Source organism: Streptomyces sp. NPDC041122 (genome assembly GCF_055592445.1).
In genome coordinates this window covers 683382-700205 of record NZ_JBVIYQ010000002.1, presented here as the reverse complement: position 1 = coordinate 700205, position 16824 = coordinate 683382, and the positions used below count along the sequence as shown (strand labels likewise).

At 74.6% G+C, this 16824-nt stretch carries 11 protein-coding genes and 2 pseudogenes; 8 read left to right on the top strand and 5 right to left on the bottom strand.

Features of this window, described 5'->3' with window-relative positions; translation table 11 throughout:
* Positions 1–29: 29 nt before the first annotated feature.
* The 3 genes from ACZ6B8_RS09265 to ACZ6B8_RS09255 form a co-directional block, all read right to left on the bottom strand.
* The gene (locus ACZ6B8_RS09265; protein WP_471606788.1) at positions 30–1196 is read right to left on the bottom strand and encodes an oxygenase MpaB family protein; all 1167 of its coding nucleotides are present in this window, start codon (positions 1194–1196) and stop codon (positions 30–32) included.
* A gap of 89 nt (positions 1197–1285) precedes the next feature.
* On the bottom strand, positions 1286–2341 hold the full coding sequence (locus ACZ6B8_RS09260; RefSeq protein ID WP_471606787.1) for a polyprenyl synthetase family protein: 1056 nt from the start codon (positions 2339–2341) through the stop codon (positions 1286–1288).
* Positions 2331–2567 carry a polyprenyl synthetase gene (locus ACZ6B8_RS09255; RefSeq protein ID WP_471607180.1) on the bottom strand — a complete coding sequence of 79 codons (237 nt, stop codon included), beginning with the start codon at positions 2565–2567 and terminating at the stop codon, positions 2331–2333. The genes ACZ6B8_RS09260 and ACZ6B8_RS09255 overlap by 11 nt, the downstream gene beginning before the upstream one ends.
* 424 nt (positions 2568–2991) lie before the next feature.
* Here ACZ6B8_RS09255 and ACZ6B8_RS09250 point away from each other — a divergent pair, with 424 nt between their 5' ends.
* Complete coding sequence (locus ACZ6B8_RS09250; protein WP_471606786.1) at positions 2992–3405, top strand: SRPBCC family protein; 414 nt, start codon at positions 2992–2994, stop codon at positions 3403–3405.
* A 51-nt stretch (positions 3406–3456) separates the two neighbouring features.
* Here the strand turns inward: ACZ6B8_RS09250 and ACZ6B8_RS09245 are convergent.
* Together ACZ6B8_RS09245 and ACZ6B8_RS09240 are read right to left on the bottom strand one after the other, a co-directional pair.
* A pseudogene (locus ACZ6B8_RS09245) lies at positions 3457–3726 on the bottom strand (LLM class F420-dependent oxidoreductase); the annotation flags it as partial.
* 36 nt (positions 3727–3762) lie between these two features.
* Positions 3763–4452, bottom strand: coding sequence for a TetR/AcrR family transcriptional regulator (locus ACZ6B8_RS09240; RefSeq protein WP_471077982.1), 690 nt, complete (start codon positions 4450–4452; stop codon positions 3763–3765).
* Positions 4453–4587: 135 nt separating this feature from the next.
* Here ACZ6B8_RS09240 and ACZ6B8_RS09235 point away from each other — a divergent pair, with 135 nt between their 5' ends.
* The 7 genes and pseudogenes from ACZ6B8_RS09235 (at position 4588) to ACZ6B8_RS09205 (ending at position 16751) form a co-directional block, all read left to right on the top strand.
* Complete coding sequence (locus ACZ6B8_RS09235; protein WP_471606785.1) at positions 4588–6033, top strand: MFS transporter; 1446 nt, start codon at positions 4588–4590, stop codon at positions 6031–6033.
* Between the two features lie 27 nt (positions 6034–6060).
* Positions 6061–7164, top strand: a pseudogene (gene murJ / locus ACZ6B8_RS09230) (murein biosynthesis integral membrane protein MurJ); the annotation flags it as partial.
* A 163-nt stretch (positions 7165–7327) separates the two neighbouring features.
* On the top strand, positions 7328–8317 hold the full coding sequence (locus ACZ6B8_RS09225) for a hypothetical protein (RefSeq protein WP_471606784.1): 990 nt from the start codon (positions 7328–7330) through the stop codon (positions 8315–8317).
* Positions 8318–8576: 259 nt separating this feature from the next.
* On the top strand, positions 8577–10424 hold the full coding sequence (locus ACZ6B8_RS09220; protein ID WP_471606783.1) for an HSP90 family protein: 1848 nt from the start codon (positions 8577–8579) through the stop codon (positions 10422–10424).
* Between the two features lie 2 nt (positions 10425–10426).
* Positions 10427–13564 (top strand): hypothetical protein, encoded by a 3138-nt coding sequence (locus tag ACZ6B8_RS09215; RefSeq protein WP_471606782.1) that lies wholly within the window; start codon positions 10427–10429, stop codon positions 13562–13564.
* 256 nt (positions 13565–13820) lie between these two features.
* Entirely contained in the window at positions 13821–14726 is a 906-nt protein-coding gene (locus ACZ6B8_RS09210; RefSeq protein ID WP_471606781.1) for an NAD-dependent protein deacetylase, read from the top strand.
* 504 nt (positions 14727–15230) lie between these two features.
* Positions 15231–16751, top strand: a complete 1521-nt coding sequence (locus ACZ6B8_RS09205) for a UDP-N-acetylmuramoyl-L-alanyl-D-glutamate--2,6-diaminopimelate ligase (RefSeq protein WP_471606780.1) — start codon at positions 15231–15233, stop codon at positions 16749–16751.
* Positions 16752–16824 lie beyond the last annotated feature (73 nt).

The following is a 16824-nucleotide window of genomic DNA, read 5'->3' as shown; positions in this document are numbered from 1 at the left end:
GTGAGGGACGGGGTGACGGGGTGACAGAGTCACGAGGGGACGCTCGGCGCCGGGGGCGTCCAGCGGCGCCCCGGCGGCACCGTGTGCGCGAGCCCGTACTCCGTCTTCAGCTGTTCGGGGATGGCGTAGTGCATGACGCGTCCCCGGGTCAGCGAGGACAGTTCGAGGACGGCGGTGAGGTGGCCGATGCGGTCCAGGGCCCAGGCGCCGAGCGGGGAGCGGTCCTCGATGGTCTCCAGGACGCCGAGGAGGTGCGGCACCGCCTTGACGACCGTGTCCCACGAGGTGCGGGGCACCTCCAGCCAGTCGGCGCAGGTGTCGCCGGTGAGGTGGCGGATGAGCGCGGAGACGATCGGGTCGAAGAAGGTGCCGGGCACCACCTCCTCGTAGAGATCGATGAGCTGTCGGGTCAGATGCGCGCCCTCTTCGGAGGGGCCCATGTGCCGCACCATGTAGAGGTCCAGGAACTGCCGTGCCTCGTCCAGGGACTTGGGCACGGCGTCCTGGTCGACGCCGAGCATGGCGCCGACCACGCGCCACGCGTAGTAGTACGCGTTCGCGCCCTCGTCGGACATGTGGATGCCGAGCCGGTGCAGGCTGTCCAGGACCAACATCGAGAAGAACATCTGCCCGCCGATCATGTCCTCCTGGCAGATCGGCACCCCCAGGGTTTCGGTGTCCCAGAGGCCTTCCCGCTTCAGGTGGTGGCGGATGGAGGCGTGCAGGAGGCGGACCTTCTGGGCGGCGGGGATGAAGCGGCTGCCCGCCTCGAAGGCGTCCGGCCGCATCAGATGGACGGTGAACTGCCCGGTCTCCGCCATCCGCTTGGAGGGGTACTTCAGCCCGTGGGTGGCCGACAGGAGCTTCGCCACGTGCGGGACGACGTAGCAGGCCGGCATGGAGGCGAAGGAGAGGGCGGTGGAGATGTGCACGTTGTTGTCGATGAAGAACAGCCGGGCCTTCTCCATCTCGCCCCAGTCCACCCAGTCCGGCGGCGCGGCGGTGGTCCGCAGGTACTCGCGGGCGACGTCCGGCAGGCCCTCCGGGAGCGGCGCGCCGACCGTGGAGACGTACCGCATCAGGGTGTTGAACTTCCCGACCTCCCCGCGCGCGAAGAGGGTGGCGACGGTGGCGTCGGCGAGCTCGTCACCGGCGGTCCTGAGGGCGTCCATCGATGCGTCGGTGCAGCGGGTCATGGCAGGGCTCCTCGTCTCGTACGGGATGGGGCGGCGCATGCGGGGCGAACGCGGGGCATACGCGGGGCCGGACCGGGCCCCGCGGACCGTCAGGACGCCCGCGCCGCCGCCGAGTGCGCCAGCGCGGTCAGCGCGGTGGCCGCGTGCGGGGGCAGGTTCAGCTCGTGGAGTGCGTCGAGGGCTTCCTCCACGCGCGCGGCGATCATGGCCTCGACGCGGTCGGGCGTCCCGAGCCGCCGCATCACCTCGCGCACCTCCCGCAGGCCTTCCCCGTCCGGATCGCGCCGGCCGAGCAGTGCGCCGAGCCGTGCGCGGTCGTCGTCACCGGCCAGGCGCCACGTCTCGGCCAGCAGGGCCGTCGGCCGGTGGCCGCGCACGTCGTCGGCGTTGGCCTTGCCCGTGCGGTCCGGGTCCCCGAACAGGCCGAGCAGGTCGTCCCGGAGCTGGAAGGCCTCGCCGAGCGCGAGACCGTAGCCGGAGTACCCCGCGCGCAGCCGCCCGCAGGCACCCGCCAGGGCGCCGCCGATCAGCAGCGGCTGTTCGACGGTGTACTTGGCGGTCTTGTAGCGGATGACCTTGAGCGACGCGGCGGTGTCCGGCTCGGCACCGGTACGGAGGATCTCCAGGCACTCACCGGCGATCAGCTCGCGGGCCAGCACGGCCCACAGCGGGCGGGCCCGGGCCAGATACGCGGCGGGCAGGCCGCTGGTGGTGAACAGCTGACCGGCCATCCCCATCAGCAGGTCCCCCACCAGCATCGCGAGGGATCTGGCGGCGGCGACGGCGCGCGGTCTGCCGCGTACCGCGCCGCGCAGGGCCACGTGCGCGGTGGGCCTGCCGTGCCGCCGCGCGCTGTCGTCGATGAGGTCGTCGTGCACGACCGCGGCGGCGTGCACGAGCTCCATGGAGGCCGCGGCCCGCACCAGCGCGTCGCTGTCGGGCTGCTCCGCCGCCCGCCAGCCCCAGTAACAGAAGGCCGCCCGCAGGCGCTTGCCGTCCGCGACCGCCGCGCCCAGCTGCGCCGCCACCGGTTCGAGGGCCGGGTCGACGGCCGCGAAGCGGTCGCCCTCCTCGGCGACGAACGGCTGGAGCACCGCGTCGACGCGTGCCTTGAAGGCGGCCGGCTCCCATCGCTCAGACGTCATCGGCGGCCCGCCGGGCCATGGCCTGCCGGGCGAGGATCTCCAGGTGGGTTGGGGGCGCGGCCGCGTACCGGTCCAGGGCCAGGCGTCCGCGGGCGAGCAGGTCGTGCTCGGCGTCGGCCGCCAGCTCCGCGGCGTCCGAGCGCCGCGTCAGCCCGCGTAAGGTCCCGAGCACCGACCCCGCCGTGCTCACCGCCAGATCGGCCAGCCCCGCCGCAAGCAGGACCATCCGCTCGTCCAGACCCCCGCCCCGCAGGGTTCCGCTTCTGCCCGCGCCGCCCGCTCCGGCGCTCCCGGCTCCGCCCGCTCCGGTTTCCCGTGTCATGACGCTCCCCACCCCCAGCACGTCCCTCGACGCCGGTCGGGCGCCTCGTCCTTCCAGCATCGGGACGCGCCGAGCCCGGGGTGGGCGGAAGTCACGATCGGGCGATCATGTCGCTCGGCTGTACGGAGGGTGGCGCCGCGCGGCGTTCCGCTTCCATGCGCGCGGCCCCGGATCTCGGTCCCCGCGCGTGACGTGAAGACCCGGCGCCCGTCCTGGCCCGGCGCCGCCCCCGCGCGCAATCGGGTGGATTTGTCGCATCGCGGCTTCCCGTCCGGAGGTCCGGGCATGCGTTGTCCCGTACGTCCCGAGCCGAGGAAACGGTGTCCCGATGACCGAGTACGAGCGTTCGCGCACGATGCCCGCCCTGCCGGAGCACGTCTTCGACCAGGCCTCCGACGTCGCCCGGATGGACGACTGGCTGCCGCGGGAGCTGCACGTGGACGCCGGGGAGCCGCCCGCCGTCACCGTGCACGAGGACCGCACCGACCAGGACGTGTCCGCCCTGCTGCGCGCCCGACCCGAGCAGATGCGGCTCGAATGGGGCACGCGCGAACAGGGCGGCTACACGGGCTGGCTGCAGGTCGCGGGGCTGGACGGCGGCACCAGTGAGGTCACGGTGCACCTGTCGTTCTTCGAGGAGGCGCACGACCCGGGCGAGCAGGCCGTGCACACCGCCCTCGAAAGGAGCCTGGAGCGGCTGGAGGAACAGGTGCGGCTGCGCGTCGACAACGCGGCGGGCTGAGCGCCGCGCCCGCCGCGCCGCCACCATGCGAGCCGGGCCGGCACCGGGTGGTCAGCCCCGCCCGTCCCCCGGCCGCAGCGCCCGCATGCGCCCGTCGAGTTCGCTCCGGTAGAAGTCGATGAAACCGGCGGGGTCGGGCCCGGCGTTCTGCACCTTCCAGCCGGTCGGCGCCCAGCGCGAGGTCTCCAGGGCGCCCTCCGCGCCGGTGTGCTCGTCCGGCGCCCAGGCCATCGGCACCTCCGCGTAACACGGCCCGTCCCCGCCCGCCTCGCGGTACTGCCGGACGATCTCGGACATCTCGTGCCGCGTGGACACGGCGTCGGGGAAACCGACGCCCGGGACGTGTTCGTTGAGGTGTCACACGGCGTCGAGCCCGGCGCGGATCCGCGCCACGACGGCGGAGACGAGCCGGTCGAACTGATCGTCGGCTGAGGGCTGCGGCAGGGCGGCGGCCCTCCGCAGCATCGGGAGGTCGAGGTCGGCGTGGTCCGCGAGCCAGGCGTCGGGGACGAGTGTGCCGCCGCCGGCTCCGGCGCGGCCGGCCGGGAAGTCGACGGTGAGGGCGAAGGACAGGACGAGCAGCGAGAGGTGCCGGTGCGCGTCCACCGCGGCGGGCAGGTCCAGGCCGACGTCGTGCAGGAGTTGGAGGAACCGGTCGACGTGGAGCAGGCGGTGGGGGTGGACGGAGGCGGGGGGCGCCGGTTCGTCGAGGGAGACCAGGAGGGCGCGGGGCCGGCGCCGGTACAGCTCGCGCAGCGAACGGGCGTAGTCGGCGACGGACGTCTCCCAGGTCGCGGCGTGCAGCGGTGGCACGGTCCAGGAGTCGAGCATGCGGCCGACGGCGAGGTCGACGACCTCGTCGCGGTCGGCGACGTAGTTGTACAACGCCCGTACGGTGACGCCGAGTTCGGCCGCGAGGGCGCGCATCGTGACGGCGCCGAAGCCCTGTTCGCCCGCCATGTCCAGCGCCTTGGCGGCGATGCTCTCGCGGGTGAGGACCGGGCGGCCCTTGCGCGTGACGGGGCGACGTCGGGAGGCGGCAGGCATGGCGTCAGCTTACGGCCCCGCCCGCGCCGTCCGCGTACGGCCCATCGCTTGAACTTCACACACGTTGACTTTAGTGGCCGGATGCTTGCAGGCTGTCCGCACGCACCCGTCGACGTCCGGAGGTCGAGCCACCGCATGGCCGAGAAAACCCGTCACTTACCGCCACTCAGCGGGGTCCTGGTCCTCGTGATGGCCTCCACCGGGCTGGTGGTCGTGGACCTCACGATCGTGGCCATCGGCCTTCCGTCCATCAGTGCCGAGCTGGCGGACGGGGCCTCCGCGGAGTCGGTGGTGGTCACATACATGGTCGTGATGGGAGCGCTCACGCAGGTGGTGGGCAGCCTCTCGGACCGGTGGGGGCGGCGTCCGCTGTTCCTCGCCGGGGTCGCGGTGTTCACGCTGGCCTCGCTGGCGGCGACCGTGGCGCCGGACCTGCTCTGGCTGAACGCGGCGCGCGTGGCCCAGGGGGCGGGGGCCGCGGCGGTCATGGCCAACGGCATCCCGCTCCTGGTGGGCCGCTACTCGGGCGCGGAGCGGGATCTCGCGATCGGCGCCTGGGGTTCGTTCGCGACGGCGGCCGGCCTTCTCGCCCCGGCCCTCGGCGGCTTGCTGATCGACGCCTTCGGCTGGCGCGCGGTCTTCGCCCTCAACCTCCCGCTGGGAGCGCTGGCCTGGATCCTGGCGGTACGCGTTCTGCCGCGCCCTCCGGTGGCTTCGGGCCCGACGGGGACAGGGACGGTGCGGCCGGACTGGCGGGGAAGCCTGTTGCTCATGCTCGGTCTCGGCGCGGCGACCCTGCTGATGCTGCGCCCCGGCGACACACCCTGGCGCGGTCAGGACACCGCGGCGCTCGCCGTCGCCTCCCTCGCGCTCGCCGCCTTCCTGGCCGTGCAACTCCGGGTTCCGGCACCGACGTTGGAGCTGGGCATGTTCCGTGCCCCCGCGTTCTGCGGCGCGATGCTGGCCGTCCTGCTCTCCCGCGTCCTCACCATCGGCGGCTCGGTCTACCTGGTGCTGTACTTCTCGGACGGCCTGCGGCTCGGCCCGACCGCGGCGGGTCTGCTGATGACCCCGATCTTACTGGCCCAGATCGTCATGGGCATGGTCGGCTCCCGGCTCGTCGGGCGGTGGGCACCCGGCCTGGTGATCGCGGCGGGCTACGCCCTCAAGGCGGTCGGGCTCCTGGCCCTCGCGCCGCTGATCACGCCGGGCACCCCGTGGTGGGCACTGATCGCCCCACTGCTGGCCTGGGGCGCGGGCGGCGGGGTGGCCGGGGCGCCCGTCATGGCCGTCGCGGTGCGGGTGACCGCACCCGACCGGGTGGGCATGGTCGCCGGCACGATCTCCACCCTGGCCTCTCTGGGCGCCGGTGTCGGGACCGCGGCGCTGGGCGCGGTGTTCGCCCGGTACGGCGGCGCGGACGGGCGTGCCGTCGCCGACGGCGCCCGGGCCGTGATGGCCGTGTCCGCGGCGCTCGCGGTCGTCGCCGCGCTCACGACGGTCGCGCTCATCGGCCCGCGCCGCCTGCCCCGCCCGGACCGGGGGCCCGCGACCGCACGCGACCACGCAGCCGCGTCCTGACGCCCGTACGTTCTGCCCCGTCCGGCCATCGCGTCGTTCACCGCGTTCATCTGGGCCTTCGGCCCGTTCTCCGACTCCCGCGTCGACGCCGGCAGCATCACGCCGCAGGGCGTGCGGCTGCTGGGGCTCGGCACGCTCCTCGGCCTCGTGGTCCAGGCCCTCGCCATGGTGCCGTACGTCCGCGCGGCGGGGGTCCGCCTCAGGCTCCGGTTCGACTGGCGGGGGCACGGTCTCGGGCAGGCGTTCGGCCTCGCCAAGTGGACCCTCCTGTTCGTCCTCACCAACCAGCTGGGTCTGATCGTCGTCACCCAACTCGCCACCTGGGCGGGGCCGATCGCCGAGAAACAGGGGCACCCCGGCACGGGCAACGTCGCCCTGCAGCTGTGGCAGATGCCGCAGGCGATCATCACCGTGTCCCTGATGACGGCGGCGCTGCCGCGGATCGCCCGCGCCGCGGGCGACGGGGACACCGGCGCCGTGCGCGCCGACCTCTCCTACGGGCTGCGCACCTCCGCCGTCGCCATCGTGCCCTTCGCCTTCGCCTTCCTGGCGTTGGGCGTGCCCATGGCCACGCTGATGTTCGCGACCGCGGGCAGCGGCGCGCGCAACATCGGCTACATCCTGATGGCGTTCGGCCTCGGCCTGATCCCGTACTCCGTGCAGTACGTGGTGCTGCGCGGCTTCTACGCCTTCGAGGACACCCGAACGCCCTTCGCCAACACGGTCGTCGTGGCCCTGGTGAACGCGGTGGGCGCCGCCCTCTCCTTCGTCGTGCTGCCCGCGCGCTGGGCCGTCGTCGGGATGGCGGCCTCGTACGGGCTGGCCTTCGCCGTGGGAGTCGTGGTGGCCTGGCGCCGGATGCGGGCCCGGCTCGGCGGCGACCTGGACGGGGCCCGCGTCGTGCGGACGTACGCCCGTCTGGTCGCCGCCTCGCTGCCGGCGGCCCTCGCGAGCGGCGCCCTCGCCTTCCTCCTCATCGACACCCTCGGCACCGGGGTCCTGGGCTCCGCCACGGCGCTCGTGGCGGGAGGTGTCGTGCTCGTGGTCCTCTACGTCGTCCTCGCCCGCCGGCTCAAGACCGACGAACTGGACGGGCTGCTCGCCGCGGTCCGGGGACGCGCCGGCCGCTGAACCGGTCCGCCCGACGGGTCCGTGGACCGGTCGGGCGGGCGCACTCCCGGACCGCGCACGGCGACGGGCGCGTGAAGCACTCGTGAATACCCTGTGGATGCCCTGCCCCTGGTGCCGCTTATGCTGCACCGGATCGATCACGCGGACCAGGGGAGGGCGCGGCATGCTCGGCAAGCTGTTCGGCAGGGGCGAGGAGAGACCGGGGGCGGACCCGACCGCCCTGCCTGTTCCGCGCCGGCGGAAGAACGGGACGTATCCGCTGCGCGCCCTCGGCGACACACGGGTGCTCGCGCTGGTGGAGGCGGCGGGCGCCGGCGACTGGGAGGCGGTCAGGACCGGCCTCGCCCCCTTCGACCTCGGCCGCGACCACGCCGTCCTCGGCGCGCTCGCCGAGGTGGACGGCGTGCAGGAGTGGATCGGGCGGGCCGTACGGGAGGACAAGGAGCACCGGGCCACCGCGCTGCTGATCTCCGGGGCCCGGCACATCGTCTGGGGCTGGGAGGCCCGCACCGCGGCCCGTGCCGCGAACGTCTCGCGCGAGCAGTGGCAGGTGTTCCACGAGCGGCTGGGCATCGCCGAGGAACAGCTCCTGGAAGCCGCGGAGTTGCGGCCCGAGTGGATCACGCCGTGGCAGCGTCTGCTCACCTCGGGGCGCGGCATGTCGGTGGGCCCGGACGTCAGCGTGGCCCGGTTCCACGCGGCCCTGCGCCGCGATCCGCTGGACCTGGAGACGCACCTCGAGTGGCTCTCGCAGTTGCAGCCGCGGTGGGCGGGCGAGCCGGGCCAGGCCCTGGCGTTCGCCCGTGACGCGCTCGGCCACACCCCACAGGGGAACCGGCTCGGCTGTGTGCTCGCCATGGCGCACATCGAGGAGTGGGTCGAGTCCGACGAGGAGGGCTGCCTCACGACCCCCGCGATCCAGGGCGAGTTGCGGGCGGCGGCGGACCACAGCATCCTGCACCCCGCCTACGTACGGCGCCTCGGCTGGCAGCACGACTTCCACATCTTCGCCATGGCGCTGTCGCTGGCCGACGAGCGGCACACCGTCCGGCGCGTCTTCCAGGCGCTCGACGGCGCCTACGTCAGCTGGCCGTGGGAGTACTTCGCGGAGCCGGAGAAGCGGTTCGCCTCCTGCCACCGCCGCGCCGCCTGACCGGGCCACCTGAGCGAACCGCTCGACCGCGCCGCCCGACCACGCCGCCCGACCGCGCCGCCCGATGCTCCGTCCGCCGGCCCGCCCGACGGCCGCACGCACGGTCCGCCCACGGCGCCCGATTCAGGCCGCCCGGCCTCGCCGTTCCCCTACCTGCTCTCCCGACTCACCGCCCCCGCCGGCGCCCGCGGCCCGCACACCCCGGCCCGCCCCGGCCCACGCCCGCCACCCGTCGTCCCTCACACCACCGGACCGCCCGATGACTCAGCCCCACACCGCAGCGACCCCGGCCGCCGCCGACCGCACCTTCCAGGTGGATCTGCGCGGCCTCGTCGACCTCCTCTCCCACCACCTCTACTCCAGCCCCCGCGTCTATCTGCGCGAACTCCTCCAGAACGCGGTGGACGCGCTGACCGCCCGTCGCAACCTGGAACCGGGCGCTCCCGCCGACGCGTTCGGGATCCGGCTGTACGCCGACGGCGCCGTGGTCCGCGTCGAGGACGACGGCGTCGGCCTCACCGAGGCCGACGTGCACGCCTTCCTCGCCACCATCGGCCGCAGCAGCAAGCGGGCCGAGCAGGTGGCCGAGCAACGCGCGGACTTCATCGGCCAGTTCGGCATCGGCCTGCTCTCCTGCTTCCTGGTCGCGGACGAGATCCACGTCGTGAGCCGCTCCGCCCGCACCCCCGACGCGCCCGCCGTCGAGTGGCGGGGCCGCGGCGACGGCAGCTACTCCGTCCGCACCCTGCCCGCCTCCGCCCGCCCCCGGCCCGGCACGACCGTCACGCTGACGCCGCGCGCCGACGCGGGCGAGTGGACCAAGCCCGGCCAAGTGCACTCCCTGGCACGGCACTTCGGGTCCCTGCTGCGCCACCCCGTCTCCTTCGGCGACGGCTCCGGCGGTCCCGACACGCCGGTCAACTCCGAGCCGGCCCCCTGGGCGGTCACGTATCCGACGCCGGGGGCGCGGGCGCGTGCGCTCGCCGCGTACGGCGAGGAGGTCTTCGGGTTCACGCCGCTGGACACCATCGAGCTCGACCTGTCCGCGGTGGGCCTGAAGGGCATCGCGTGCGTGCTGCCGGAGGCGGTGCCGGCCGGGCGCCGGCACGGCCACCGCGTCCACGTGAAGGGCATGCTCCTGTCCGAGCGGGCCGAGGAGATCCTGCCCGAGTGGGCGTTCTTCGTCCGCTGTGTCGTCGACGCCGAGAGCCTGCGGCCGACGGCGTCCCGCGAGGCGCTGTACGAGGACGACACCCTGGCGGCGGTCCGGGACGCCCTCGCCGAGCGGCTGCGCGCGTGGATCGCGCGGGCCGCCGCCAGCGACCCGGAGCTGCTCGGCCGCTTCCTCCAGGCCCACCACCTGGCCGTGAAGTCGCTCGCGGTGCACGACGACGCGATCCTGCGGATGCTGCTGCCCTGGCTGCCGTTCGAGACCACCGACGGGCACACCACCCTCGACGCGTTCGCGCGCACCCACCGCACGGTGCTCGTGACGTCGAGCGTGGAGGAGTTCCGGCAGGTCGCGGCGATCGCCTCGGCCGCCGGACTCGGCGTCGTCAACGGCGGCTACACGTACGACCGCGACCTCGTCCACCGGCTGCCCGAGATCAGGCCCGAGGTCAACGTCGCCGACCTCGACCCGGCGACCCTCACGGCCCACCTCGACCCCGTCGACCGGGAGACGGAGCTGGCCGCGACCGCCTATCTCGCCCGCGCCCGCGACGCCCTCGCCGTCTTCGACTGCGACGTGGCGCTGCGCACCTTCCAGCCGGCCTCCGCGCCCGCCCTGCTCGTCGACAGCCGCGAGGCGCGGCACGAGCGCACCCGCTCCCAGCTCGCCCGCGAGCAGGAGGGCGGCCTGTGGGGTGACATCCTCGGCGCGCTGCGCCAGGAGGCGCCGCGCGCCCAGCTGATCCTCAACCAGCTCAACCCGCTGGTGCGCACCGCCGTCGCCATCGACGAACCCGAACTGGCCCGCACCAGCGCCGAGGCCCTCTACGGCCAGGCCGTCATGCTGTCCCGGCGCCCGCTCAGGCCCGCCGAGTCGAGCCTCATCAACCGCTCCTTCCTCGACCTCCTCGCCCACGCCCTCCGCAAGGACAGCTGACGATGCCGACCTCATCCCACCCGCAGAACACGGACGAGCTGTACCGGGCGCTCCAGGAGAACGACCGGCGCCCCTACGGCCGTCCCCGTACCGTCACCGCCGAGGAACTCGCCGAGGCCGCCGAGCAGTTCGCGGAGCCCGCCCCGCTCATCGAGGCGCTTCTGGAACTCCACGAGGCGTACACCTACGGTGCCGAGCCGCGGAAGTCCCCCGTCGTCTTCGCCCGGCTGCTCACCCTCTTCGACGAGCGGCCCGACGCCTTCGACGAGCGCACGCGGGCCACGCTGTTCTGGCGGTTCAAGTGGGTGGCGGGCGCGCTGCGCGCGCTGCCCGAGATACCGCTGGCCAGTCTGCGCCAGTGGCTCCAGGAGATGCGCGACCGGTACGAGAAGGCGGGCTTCGGCCTCCAGCCGTACTACGGCCAGGCGTACGAGCTCGCCGCGCACGTCGGCGAGGACACCGCTCTCGCCCACGAGTTGTGGGCGGGCCGCACCCGTACGCCGCTCAGCGACTGCGAGGCCTGCGAGATCTGCCGGCGGGCCCGCCACCACCTCGACGCGGGCGACGACGAACGGGCGCTGAACACCTGGGAGTCGGTGCTCTCCGGCCAGGCGTCCTGCCTGGAGGAGCCGGCCCGCTCGGTGTCGTACGCGCTGCTGCCCCTGTTGCGCACCGGCCGCACGGACCGGGCGCGCGAGCTGCACCTCGCCGGGTACCGGAGCTGCCGGCGCAACCCCTCGATGGCCGGTGAGGTCGGCCGGCACCTGGAGTTCTGCGCCCTGACCGGCAACGAGGCGCGCGGCCTCGAACTCCTCGCCGAGAACCGGACCCTCTTCGACGAGGTGGACTCGCCGCTGGAGCTCCTGGACTTCCTCACGGGTGTCGAAGTCCTCCTGCGCCGCGTCGAATCGCTCGGCCACGGCGAGGTGCCCGCCGCCGGGTTCGCGGGCCGCGCCTGGACGGCGGCCGGCCTCCGCGCCGAGGTGCGGGGCCGCACGGACGACCTCGCGGCGCGCTTCGACGCCCGCAACGGTACGACGGCCCACGCGGACCGGCGCCGGGCGCGGCTCGAACGGGCCCCGCTCCTGGAGGCGCTGGAACTGACGCTGCGGACACGGACGTTGGACGAGGTGGCTCCGACGGCGCCGCCGGCGCCGGTCGCCGCGGCGGGGACGGCGGGCGCGGAGGGGACGGCGGGCGCGGAGGGGACGGCGGGCGCGGAGGGGACGGCGGGCGCGGAGGGGGCGGCCAGGGCGCGTACGCCCGAGTCCTTGCCGTCCGAGTCGGCGTCGGTGGCCGAACTCGTCCTGCGGGCGCGGGCATTGCACGACGAGGGCCGCCCGGACGCGCTCGCGTACTGGGCACGGCTGCGCACGCTCGTGGCCGCCGACGACTACGTCCACCCCGACGATCCCGCGGTCGGCCCGCTCGTACGGCTGCGCGCGGACCTGCTGGCCGACGAGGCGTTCCGCATCGACGAGAAGGACGAACACGCCGCCGCCGTGCCGCTCTACGACGAGGCGGCGGGTCTGTACGACGAGGCCGGCGAGCCGGGACGGGCGGCGGTCACCCGCGCCTACGGGCTGCTCGCGGCGGCCGAGGTGAAGGGCGAGGCGGAGGGCGAAGGCGAACCCGGGGAGCGGGACGGGGCGGACGGGCCGAACAAGGCCGATGGATCAGACGGATCGGGCGGGGCGGACGGACCGGACGGGACGGCGGCGAGGGTGGCGACGCTCACCAATGCGCACGCGGCCCTCGTCCGGCTGCACGAGGAGACCGTCCCCGGCCTCACCCCGCAGGAGGAGGGCCGTCTGCTGCGGCTGCGGGCGACCACGTTCGGTCTGCGGCTGCAGGCGTCGCGGAGCGAGGAGCACGTGGCGCCGACGTTGGCCGAGGCGGAGCGGCTGCGCGCGTTCGCCGCCCGGCACGACCTCGCGGGACAGCTCTCCAGCGCGCTGTTGCTGCGCGTCACCACACACGCCCTCGCCGGCGACCTGCCCACCGCGCTCACCGAGAACGACGCCCTCGTCCAACGCCTGGCGGAGCACGGCCCCGCCTGGCACCTGCCCCGTGCCCTCGCGCTGCGCGGCCGGCTCCGCCTCGGCCTCCAGGACGCGCGGTCGGCCCACGCCGACCTGACCGAGGGGCTCCGCCTGGCCGCGGACTGGCCGCAGGACCGGAGCAACGCCTCCCGTATGCACAGTGACCTGGCCGAGGCGTGCATGCGGCTGGGCAGGCCCGACGAGGCGCTGCGGCACCTGACGCGCTCCGCGGAGCTGGATCTGCGCCACGGCAGCCGGATCGAGGCGTTCTGCACGTACAGCAACGCCGCCCGGCTCAGCCTGGACCTGGGGCGGGTGGAGGACTGCATCGCGCTGCTCGACTCCGTACTGGCCGAACCCGACGTCGCCTCGGGCGAGCTGGACGACCGGCTCGCCGCCCAGCTGCGCCTGACCCGCGCCCGCGCGCTGCACGCCGGGGAGGACCTGAAGGCCGCCACGGCGGAGTTCGTGGCGCTCGCGGCGGAGTCGGCGGGGTGGGACGACGACCCGGGGAGCCACGCCATGATCGCGGCGGAGACGGCGATGCTGCTCGCCGAGTCCGGGGAGTTCGGGCGGGCCGGGGAGGCGGTGGACCAGGCGCTGACCGCGCACGCCAGGGACCCGCGCCCCGAGCCGCTGAGCAACTGCCTGCGCGAACTGGCCCGCCTCAGGGTGAAGACCCAGGGCCCCGAGGGCCTGGACGGGGCGCTCGCCCACCTGGCCACGGCGGCCCGCGTCGCGGACGAGGCCCGCGAGGCCGGCTTCACACCGCACGGCCGCTCCCTGGAGACGGCTCTGGCCTACGAACACGGCCGGGTCTACACGTACGCGGAGCGGTACGAGGACGCGCTGGCCGCCCTGGCGGAGGCGACCGCGCTGCTGGGCGACCCGGACGAGGGCACGGACGAGGACCACGCCGGCGAGTGGTCGGAGTGCGTGCGCCTGTCGGCGGCAGTGGAGGGCTTCTACCAGGACCGCCCGGAGGCGGCCCTGACCCGCCTGAACACGGCGATCACGCGCCTTTCCTCCCTGGACCGCCAGGAGGCCCTGGAACCGTTGACGTCATTGGCGACGCAGCTGCGGGAGGGAAACGGGTGAGGCTTGCCCGGCGCGGGGGCGCGGCGGGTGGGGTGGGGTACGTGAGGCGGTGAGGCGTCGGCGGGGGTAGCCCGGGGGGCCGGCGGGGGCCGTCCCGGACGGGGTGCGGGCCCGGACGGGGCGGCCTGTGAGGTGCCGGGAACGAGGCGAAGGCGAAGGCGACGCCAACCCGGCGCAGCGGCACCCCACCCCGCCCCGGAGGGGGCACCCCGAACCGTCCCGGCCCGCCGCCCAGGCGTTGCGTACCCTGGGGCCCATGCGGATGCGCCCCACCCTGAGCTGGACCCCGCCCGAGGACCTGCCGCCCGCGACCGTGGATCTGGAGCCGGTCGCCGACGCGCTCGGTGCGGGCGGCGTGCTGGTGCTCAGTGGCGCCGGGATCTCCACGGAGTCCGGCATCCCCGACTACCGGGGCGAGGGCGGGAGCCTCAGCCGGCACACCCCGATGACGTACCAGGAGTTCACCACCTCCGGTCAGGCCCGGCGCCGGTACTGGGCACGCAGTCACCTCGGCTGGCGCACCTTCGGCCGCGCCCGTCCCAACGCCGGGCACCGCGCGGTGGCCGCGTTCGGGCGGCACGGACTCCTCTCCGGCGTGATCACCCAGAACGTGGACGGCCTGCACCAGGGCGCCGGCAGCGAGGACGTCGTGGAGCTGCACGGCAGCCTCGACCGGGTCGTCTGCCTCACCTGCGGCACCTTCAGCCCGCGACGCGAGCTCGCCCGCCGGCTCGAGGAGGCCAACCCCGGCTTCTCGCCGGTCGCGGCCGGCATCAACCCCGACGGTGACGCCGACCTCGACGACGCGCAGGTCGGCGACTTCCACGTGGTGCCCTGCACGGTCTGCGGCGGCGTCCTCAAGCCGGACGTGGTCTTCTTCGGCGAGGCCGTCCCCGCGCAGCGGGTCGAGCGCTGCCGCGAGCTGGTCCGCGGGGCCACCTCGCTGCTGGTCCTCGGCTCCTCGCTGACGGTGATGTCGGGCCTCCGGTTCGTCCGCCAGGCCGCCACGGCGGGGACGCCGGTGCTGATCGTCAACCAGGACCCGACCCGGGGCGACCAGCACGCCGTCACCCGGGTCTCGCTCCCGTTGGGCCCGGCGCTCACCACGGTCGCCGAGCGGCTGGGCGTCCCCGTCGGCGCCGGTATCCCGTCGGCCCCGTGACCGCGCGGCCGGCACCCGGGGACGCCGGCCCCCGCGACAGCCGTACACTCGGCCCCATGGGTCGCACGGGTTCCACGAGGCAGGGCCGAACGCGGGCCGCCTCGGAACCGCGCCCGGGAGCCGGCCGCCCGGTTGCCGTTCCGGTCGGCGGAGCGCCCCGCGCCCGCCGCATCGCCGTGCACGAGCACGGCTAGCGATTCTCACTGCGGTCCTCCGCCGGTTCTGCCCGCCGCACGCCTCGGGTCCGGTCTCTCGCCGCCTCAGGGTTTTTCCCTTCTCCACCTCAGGGTTCTCTCTCCGTCTCCCCGCGTCTTTCGTCGCTTCAGAGCCGCCCCCCCTGAGTCCCCGTACTCCCCACCCCACTCCACCCCACCTCCCCGCGCCCCGACCCCGTCGGGCCGCCTCCGTTTCCGCTCCACGTCACCACCACGGCCCCGGCCCCCGCCGGCGCCGCAGCCCGGCCGCGACCGCACGACCGGGCCGCGCCACCCCGAAGGGATCACCGTGAAGCTGAACGAGTTGTTGGCCGGACACGACCACCACGTACTCCGGGGCGAGCCGCGTGCGGTCGCGGTCACCGCGGGCGTGACCTTCGACGTCGACCGGGTCCGGCCCGGCACCCTTTTCGTCGCGGTGCCCGGTCACCGGGAGGGCGGGCCCGGCGCCGTGGCCACCGCGTTCGCCCGCGGCGCCGCCGCCGTCGTCCTCGAAGGGGCGGACCCGACCCGCGCGACCGCGGAGGGGTCCGCGGCCGGGTGCACCATACGCGTGGCGGACACCCGACGGACCGCCGCCGTGGTGGCCTCCCGGTACTACGGCGAACCGGGCCGGCACATGGACGTGGTGGCGGTCACCGGCACCAACGGCAAGACGTCCGTCTCGTACATGGTCGAGTCCGCCCTGCGGCTCTCCGCCGGGGCGAAGGTCGGCGTCATCGGGACCGCGGGCAGCCGCATCGGTGACCAACGGATCCCGATGCCGCCGTCGGTGCTCACCACGCCCGAATCACCCGATCTGCAGTACCTGTTGGGTCAGATGCGCGACCGCGCGACCGGCAGCGTGGTGCTGGAGGCCACCTCCATGGCGCTGTTGACGCACCGGGTGGACCGGACGTTCATCGACGTCGGGGTGTTCACCAATCTGACGCAGGATCACCTCGACGACCACGGCACGATGGCCGCCTACCGCGACGCCAAGCTCCGGCTCTTCCAGGGCCTGTGCCGGCACGCGGTGGTCAACGCCGACGACCCGGTGGGGGCCGGCATCGGCGCGATGATGCCGGGCGCGGTGACCACGTACGCGCTCGACGCCCCGGCGGACTACCGGGCCACCGATCTGGTGGTGAGCGCCGAGGGCACGCGGTTCGTGCTCCATCACGCGGGGCGCGCCCGCCCCGCGTCGATCCCCTTCCCCGGCCGCTACTCGGTGGCCAACGCCCTCGCGACGCTCGCCTCCTGCCACGTGCTCGGACACGATCTGGACGCGCTCGTCGCCGCGCTCGCCCAACTGCCGCCCGTGCCGGGCCGGTTCGAGCGCTTCGAGACCGCCGAGGGCGTCTCGGTGATCGTGGACTACGCCCACTCCCCCGACTCCCTGGACAAGGTCCTCGCCACCATCCGCGGCTACGCGAGCGGCCGGGTGATCACCGTCTTCGGGTGCGGCGGCGACCGGGACACCACGAAACGGGCCGACATGGGCAGGATCGCCGGGAGCCACTCCGACCTGTGCGTCCTGACCTCCGACAATCCGCGCGACGAGGACCCGGAGGCGATCCTCGATCAGATCGTGCCCGGCCTCGCCGCGGCCGGGGTCCCGTTCGAGCGGCTCACCGACCGCCGCGAGGCCATCGCCTTCGCCCTGTCGGCGGCGGCCCCCGGGGACACCGTGCTCATCGCGGGCAAGGGCAGCGAACCGCACCAGACCGTCCGCGGGCGGCTGCTCCCCTTCAGCGACATGGCCACCGCGCGGGAGCTCGCCGTCGCCCGGACGGCGGCCCCTCGTCCGGAAGTCCAGCCCGTCCGCTGAGTGGTTGAGCGACGATGGAGCGGTAGAGCGACGACGAGCTGACGCGTCACGGAGTTCACCACGGAGGGAGACG

Coding starts and splice junctions, on each gene's coding strand:
- ACZ6B8_RS09265 (WP_471606788.1), bottom strand. CDS start 1,196: ATGACCCGCTGCACCGACGCATCGATGGACGCCCTCAGGACCGCCGGT.
- ACZ6B8_RS09260 (WP_471606787.1), bottom strand. CDS start 2,341: ATGACGTCTGAGCGATGGGAGCCGGCCGCCTTCAAGGCACGCGTCGAC.
- ACZ6B8_RS09255 (WP_471607180.1), bottom strand. CDS start 2,567: ATGGTCCTGCTTGCGGCGGGGCTGGCCGATCTGGCGGTGAGCACGGCG.
- ACZ6B8_RS09250 (WP_471606786.1), top strand. CDS start 2,992: ATGACCGAGTACGAGCGTTCGCGCACGATGCCCGCCCTGCCGGAGCAC.
- ACZ6B8_RS09240 (WP_471077982.1), bottom strand. CDS start 4,452: ATGCCTGCCGCCTCCCGACGTCGCCCCGTCACGCGCAAGGGCCGCCCG.
- ACZ6B8_RS09235 (WP_471606785.1), top strand. CDS start 4,588: ATGGCCGAGAAAACCCGTCACTTACCGCCACTCAGCGGGGTCCTGGTC.
- ACZ6B8_RS09225 (WP_471606784.1), top strand. CDS start 7,328: ATGCTCGGCAAGCTGTTCGGCAGGGGCGAGGAGAGACCGGGGGCGGAC.
- ACZ6B8_RS09220 (WP_471606783.1), top strand. CDS start 8,577: ATGACTCAGCCCCACACCGCAGCGACCCCGGCCGCCGCCGACCGCACC.
- ACZ6B8_RS09215 (WP_471606782.1), top strand. CDS start 10,427: ATGCCGACCTCATCCCACCCGCAGAACACGGACGAGCTGTACCGGGCG.
- ACZ6B8_RS09210 (WP_471606781.1), top strand. CDS start 13,821: ATGCGGATGCGCCCCACCCTGAGCTGGACCCCGCCCGAGGACCTGCCG.